At 68.6% G+C, this 7,165-nt stretch carries 1 protein-coding gene; it reads right to left on the reverse strand.

What is annotated here, in order from left to right:
- Window positions 1-45: 45 nt before the first annotated feature.
- The gene (locus tag ACFQ79_RS32175; protein WP_383590013.1) at window positions 46-7,035 is read right to left on the reverse strand and encodes a polymorphic toxin-type HINT domain-containing protein; all 6,990 of its coding nucleotides are present in this window, start codon (window positions 7,033-7,035) and stop codon (window positions 46-48) included.
- Window positions 7,036-7,165 lie beyond the last annotated feature (130 nt).

The raw sequence follows: 7,165 nt of genomic DNA on the forward strand, positions 1-7,165 counted from the left end.
TCCAATCATCGAAGATGCCAGACCCGGATCGATTGAGCTATCCCCTCACTGCGGGAATGCTGTGAGTACCTTCCCAGTGAGGGGTTCGTAACGCACCAGAATTCTCACATCACCCACGGTCCCGATCACATTCTGAACCGCAGGTTCGCCCTTCCTGGTCTTGAGGGTTCTCTCGGCGTGCACAGAAGATCCCTTGTACCAGGTCCTTTGGCTATTTGGACTCGTCACCACGTCCGCGACAGCATCCAGGATCTGGTCATCAGACCACCCTTCCGGGAAGGCGTCCTTACCCTCCGCCCCCGGGTACCTGTGGCCAGCAAGGATGTGATCCGAGTCCTTGTCACCGATCAGCTGCCGACCGATTCCGCAGTTGCTGTTGTGAACGAGAACCGGCGTCTCGCCCGCCAGCACATAGTACGTATGCAGGTCGTCGACCGTGAGGTTGTACGTCCGGGCGTACTGGGTGAACGGCTTGTTGCCCGTGATGACGACCGTTTCGCCGTCGTCGGTGAGCAGCGTCATTCCCGGCTGGAGGTGACTCGCTTCGATCCACGCCCGCTCGGAAGGGGACCAGAACGGATGCTCGTGTGTGGCGGTCAGTTCTTCGATTCCCTCCTTCGTGGCGATGGAGAGATCGTTGAAGTGCTTGTCGTCCTCGGTCCGGATGAGCCGCGTCACCTTGCGGGGCCCCGACTCCCCGGTCTCCGGGTCGGTCGCCAGGACCTCGTCGCCGACCTTCACGTCCTCGATGGCCTTGGTCGAGCCGTCGGCCATGAGGACCTCGGTCCCCGCGAGGAAGCACTTGGCGCACCCGTTGAGGAGACGCACCAACGCTCCTTCCCCCGCCGCTGCCGCGCCTGCTCCGGAGCGTGCGCCTCCCGTCACCGCCTTCGCTCCGACGCCTCCGAAAGCACGCCCGAGCCCCCAGGTCGCCACGGTGATGGCATCGGAGATCAGCGCTTCGGCGCAGTCGCCCTTACCCCTGAAGCAGTTGATGTGGTACTGGACGCCCCAGGGATCGGGGCCGACGTCGAGAAGACCCACGTCCGCGGCCACGCCGCAGAAGGCCTTGACGTTCGCTCCCGCTCCATCGGAGCGGTAGCACGTCTGCCGTGCCCACTTCCTGGTGAGCTCCTCGTACGTGTCACCCGGCGTTGCGAGCGGCCTCGCCCGCATCTCCTCCTCGGAGGGCAGTGTGATGCCGAAGACGACCGGCTGCTCCGTGCTGGTGGTCGTTCCGCCGCCCGAGGTAGAGCCGGAGCTTCCGTTGGAGCCTGATCCCGTCGCCGGCGGCGGCTCGGATGCCGCCGGGTCGTTCTCCGGCTTGTAGTCACCGTAGGTTCCGTTGCTGCCCGAGCAGTAGTGCACCCCACAGCTTTCAAGGCCCGTCGGATCGCTGGCCGTGGTGGGGTTCTGGTTGGCGTAGCTGTACCCGTTGAGGGACCCGGGCTGATCGAGGCTGAGCAACGGGTCGACGCTGATGAACTGGCCGACAGCGGAGTCGTATTCACGAGCGCCGATGTGCGTGAGGCCCGTGGTCTTGTCGTCCGTCTTGCCGAGGAAGCCCTTGTCATCGGGCCAGGCACTGCCTGCCGGGGTGCCGCGTTCAGCTCCGAAGGGGGTCATGTAGCGCTTGCTGACCGTCTGCGTGGCGTCGGCGGAGATCCCCAGGCTCTGCGTCCCGTGGTGGTCGCCGGCGAGATAGGTCAGCTTCTGCGTACCGTTCTCGTTGGAACGGACGGCGACGGTCAGGCCGCCGGAGGCGTAGTGGCGCTGCGCCCATGTGGTGCCGTCGGCCCGGAGGTGCAGCTCGGTGGCTCCGGCGTACAGGACCCGCTCGCCGCCCTGGGTGGCACGGATCAGCAGGTTGCCTTCGGCGTCGTACAGGTAGTCGGTGTCCTTGCCGGACTCGGTGAGCTTGCTGAGCCTGCCCTCCACGGACCAGATGAGGTCCTGGGTGGCTGTCTTGCCCGGACGCTTGGTGGTGTTGCCCGCGGCGTCGTAGGAGTAGGCGCGTGTCGGTGTGGTGCAGTTGGCCGAGGTGCTGGTGCCCGTGAGGGCATGGGGCTGCGCGGCCTTGTAGCAGTAAGTGGTCTCCGTGTCCCCGGTGGCCTTGTGCACCTTCTCGGTGGCACGCTGGCCGGCCTGGTTGTAGGTGTAGGTCGTCCAGTACGGGGCCGGCCCCGAGAGGCTGGACGCGCTGCGCGCGTCGCCGCACTTCTGGGAGCTGGGGGTCCACGCTTCGGTCAGGCGGTGATGGCCGTCGTAGGCGAAGCACTGGGTCTCGACCGCCGACGTGCCGCCGAGAGCGGTCGGGTCGGTGATCGAGGTGACGTTGCCGGCCTGGTCGTAGGCGTAGTTGAGGTCCTGCAGCATGTACGGGTGGGTCTGGTCCGTGACATTGCTGCGGGTCAGGCGGCCGGTGCCCTCCTCATAGGTGTTCGTGACGTAGTTCTTCTTGTACTCCTCGGTGTTGGCGTTGCCGAGGATGAGCTGTTGTGCCTGGCCGAGGGCGGAGTAGTCGACGCCGAGCAGGTATCCGGTGGAACCGCCGATCGACGTCAGGTTGCCCAGGTTGTCGTACCCGTATCCGATGATCTCGGACTGCAGGCCGCCCAGGGCCGGCTCTTCACTGTTCTGCAGGCTTCCATCGATGTTGTAGTAGGCGGAGTACTGCAGTGTGGTCGGTGCGCCCGCCACGACGAGCGGGTCTTTGGCCGGGAGCTGGAGCGTGCTTCCGACGGCCCGGTCGAGGGTGTCGTAGGCGGTGACGCTCTTGGTGTACGCCTGGCCCGCCTTGCCGCCGACGTAGCGGGTCGAGGAGGTGGGCAGGCCCTTGAGCAGGGTGTCGTACGTGTAGGCGGTCAGCTGGTTGGCATCCGTCTTCGTCCCCGACCAGGTGCCCAACGGGCGGCCGAGCTCGTCGTAGTCGGCCAGGACCACCTTGAGCCGGGAGTCGGTGGACTTGATGACCTGGTCGAGCGCGTTGTAGGCGGTGCTCGAATCGCCCTTGTCCGGGTCCTTCGAGCTCGTCTGCCGGCCGAACAGGTCGTAGCCGTAGGACCACCGGGCGCCGTCCGGTCCCGTGACCGACGTCTGCTTGCCGTCCAGCGCCAGGGCGAACTTCGTGGACAGGTACGAAGCACCGAGACCGGAGCCGAATCCCGCGTCGGCTGGATCGGTCCCCGCGTACTCACGGGTCTCCACCGTCTGTCCCCGGGCGTCGGTGATGACGCGTGACGCCGATCCTCCCTGGAGGGCGGTGGTGGCGGTGGAATCACCGGTGAAGGTCGTCGACGTGGACCACTTCTTCACGCCGAACACGTACAGCGTGTTGGTCGTCGCGCGTCCGGCGCCGTCGAAGCGCACCTCGGTCTGGGTCGGGGCCTCTCCGTACTCCGCCCGCGCATACGAGCCGTTCGGTGCGGTGGTGTTGTCGAAGATGTCGGTGTAGGTCTCGTAGGACAGGCCGCGCGAGTCGTAGCGGGTGTCCGTCAGCAGCCTTCCGCCGTGCGGTGTCGGCGACTGGGACTGCAGCGGACGCAGCAGGGAGTCGACGATCGCGTACGTGGTCTGGTAGGTGGCTCCGTCCCTCTTCAGCCTCGACGTCGACACCCAGGACTGCTTGGTCCTGCTGAGGTTGTAGGCGAAGGTGCTGTTCGGGCTGTAGCCGCCGGCCCGGTTGCGGTTGGGCAGCCACACGTCGGTGAGGCGGCCCAGGGCGTCGTAGGCCAGCTCGGTCTTCTTCTGGTTCGCGTCGAAGGTGCGCTCGCGCTGCCCCCTGCGCGGGTCGATGAAGGTGGCGGACTTGAAGCCCTTGGGGTCGGTGACGATGGTCTTGGTCAGCGGGCCGGCCGTGGCCGGGGTGTAGACCGTGCTGCTCGTCTTGCCGTCGGCGTTGGTCACGCTGAGGGCGCGCCCCAGCCCGTCGTGGGTGGTGGTGGTCGTCCGCTGCCAGGTCACCGCACCGTTCGCGCCGTATCCCTGCGCACGGCCCGCCCAGGTCGCCAGCCCCTTCGTCGGCTTCATCGTCGCCGACCAGGTGGTGGCGCCGTCGTAGGCGACGGCGGTGTCGGAGAGCACGTCTCCTCGGCTGGTCGAGTCCGCAGGCAGGGCGAGGCCGCTGTCGGCGACGGCGCACGCCCGGGCGACAGCGCGGGTCCGCGAGGCGAAGGCCGTCAGTCCGGCGGCCGCGTCACGGGCGTACCAGGTGACCTTGCAGGTCTCGTCGCCCGTCTTGGCGTCGTCGCCGCGGTCCTCCGTGACGGACGGCATGCCGTAGTCGTCGTAGGTGGTGCTGACCGTCTGCGCCCGCCATGTCTGGGGGACCGTCAGGTACGTGTGGCTCGTGGTCGCCTTGGTGCGCACGAAGCGCGCGACATGGTCGCCCGCGCCGGGGACACCGGTCTGGCGGGCGGTCTCCTTCGACCACGGCTCGCTGCTCGACGCGCTGATGGCGGTGGCGCCGTCGTAGGTGACCTGCTCCCGGAGCTGCCCGGCGTACGGGCCGGCGTCCTTGATCGTCGTGAGACCGAGGGCCGGGGTGGCCAGTGGCACGACGTCGACGCTCCGGGTCGTGCCGTCCTTCTTCTTGTCGCCATCCATGCCCTGCATGTAGAGGGACACGGTCTTGGAGCGGGTCGTCTGGAGCGCGCCGGAGTAGACGGTGACCTGACGGTAGCCGCGCCAGTTGGACCAGGTCCGTTCGTCCGCCGGCGTGAACGGCTCGTCACTGTGGTGCCACGCCGCGCCCGCGTACTCGTAGGAGCGTTCGACGGCTTCGTTCTGCCCCGCGGGGTCGGAGACGGTGACGGCCAGGACGCGGTACTTGTGGAACCAGTCCACCGACGCGTTCTCGGCGCCGTTGATGTTCCAGTACTGCGGGTAGCAGTTGCGGGTGTTGGTGTCCTCGGCCGCGTTCAGGACCTCGCTGCGCACGCACTCCGGCGAGGAGAGCGTGACCGTGGTGATCGCCCCGGTCTCGGAGGTGATGGTCGAGATGCGGGGCCGGGTCAGGGGCAGGATGTCCTCGGTCGCGTCCACGCGGTTGGGCCGCATCTGGTACGTGAACGAGATCGGGTCCAGTTCGACGGCGGTCGTTCCGGCCTGGCCGGTCCGCTTGATCGACTGCAGGGTCAGGACGTGGTCGCTGGTGTCCCCGATGTCGCCGGCGTCCAGGTACTTCTGGGTGAACGCCCAGGTGTCCACCGGCACGAAGGTGCCGGCCGTGGCCGACCACGAGTGGGTGTTGACGGCGGTGAGGCGCTTGCGGGAGAAGAAGGACGGCGACGAGGCGAGGCAGTCGTCGTCGCCGTCGGTGCACAGGGCGTCGAAGGGGACGTCCGGCCAGTTGTCCGAGGTCGCTTCCGTCAGGGAGCCGCAGTCGGAGGCGGTGCAGCGCTCGGCGTACCCGAAGGTCACCTTGGCGTCGGCGTCGTCCGTGAAGAGCGCACCCTTCCGCAGACCGTACGTGGCCTCCTTCAGGTAGCCGCCGCGGGTGTACGAGGCGTCGGCCTTGGTGGCCTTGTTCTTCTTGTAGAAGTTCTCTTCCTTGGCGTACCAGTACGTGGAGGCGTTGCCGTGGACGTCCTCGACGTAGTCGAGGTTCCACCGCCACGCCTGCTGCAGCGAGCGTCCCGCGAACGTGCTGCCCGCCGAGTATCCGGGCTCACCGGAGTCGTCGCCGAAGACCGGCACGGTCCAGACGGAGTTCGTCCGCTGGGTGGTCGCGGTGTCGAGCTTGTCCAGGCCGAAGACGTACCGGGTGCCGGCGCCCGTGGTGACGGTCCAGTACTCGCCGTCGTCGTCCGTGTTCACCGCGCCGGTCGACCGGGTCACCGTCGAGGCGTCGTCGTTCTCGAGGCGCCAGGTCCCCGTGGCGGTGTCCTTCACCAGGCGGGACGCCTTGCCGTTGAGGACCAGACGGGCGTTGTCGTACTTCCAGCACAGGTCGAAGACGTCCGCCTGGCCGTCGTCGTCGCACGAGCCGTAGCTGCGCTCGATGTAGGACTCGGTCAGGGAGAAGCCCTCACCGACCGAGGTTCCCTGGTTGTTCGACGTCGCCGTCCGGCCGTCGATGCTTCCCGAGTCGTACGAGAGGCCGAGCGAGGGCGTCGGACCGGCGGCGGCGGGCGGGAGCGAGAAGCCGTACGTCCAGCTGAAGGATCCGGAGCTGCTTCCGGCCTGCCAGGAGGAGGACTCCGCCAGCTCGGTCGCCGCGTAGCTGCCACCGCCGGACGGCGACTGACCCGCGCCCGAGGTGGCGGCGGTGACCGCGAGGACCGTCGCTCCGGAGGACGCCGCCTCCAGCTGCGTCGTGACGCCACTCGTGCTCGCGGGCAGCATCACCTGGGCCGAGACGGACTGGTCCCGCACGTCGTTCGTCGACTTGAGCGGTGTCTGCTTGCGGCACTCCGCCTTCTCCGGCGTCGTCAGCACGCAGGCGGGCAACTGCACCAGCCGCAGTCGCTGGGCCCAGCCGCCGCCCACCTTCGAGGCGAAGCCGGAGTAGTCCACACTGATGCCGGCCGGGCCGGCGGTGTCCGCGTCGGCGGTCAGCAGGACACCGGTGATGCCGGCCCTGCCGGCCGCCTCCTGGTCCAGCACGGTGATGCGTGCTTCGGGGGCGTTCGCACCGGTGCTCTTCCCCGCCCTGGACTCCACGGTCACCGGGACGCCGCCGGGTGCGGCCCCGGCGGCCTTGCCGCGGGCCAGCGTGACGGTCGCCGCACCGCGCCGGGGCCACGTTCCCGTCTGCTCCGCGACTGCCCGCCGGGCCTGCTCGGCGTTGGTCCTCCGGTCCTGGGCGACCTTGTCCCTGGCCTTCCGGGCTCCTGGTGTGTCGACCGTCCGGACCTTGCTCACCCGCTGATCGGGCAGCTTCGAGCGCCCCAGTCCCCCGCCGGTTCCCGCGGCCTGCGCCACGGGCACCAGGCCGAGGGATGCCACGAGTGCCAGAGCGAGCGAGTGGACGACGAGCCGTCTCCGGCTCCCCCCGCCGTCTTGCCTGCCTGTCGTGCCTGTCCCGAACTCCATCTGTTCCGTCCCCACCCCTTTGGAAGTGATACGTCGGTCATCGCGGCGGCCGGACGCGGCCGCCGCGCGGGCGGCGGCGGGAAACCCCCCCCCCCCCCCCCCCCGGGGGGAGGCCCCCCCCGGGTTGTGG

Origin of the sequence: Streptomyces sp. NPDC056480, from assembly GCF_042795405.1 — a bacterium.
Lineage (GTDB): Bacteria > Actinomycetota > Actinomycetes > Streptomycetales > Streptomycetaceae > Streptomyces.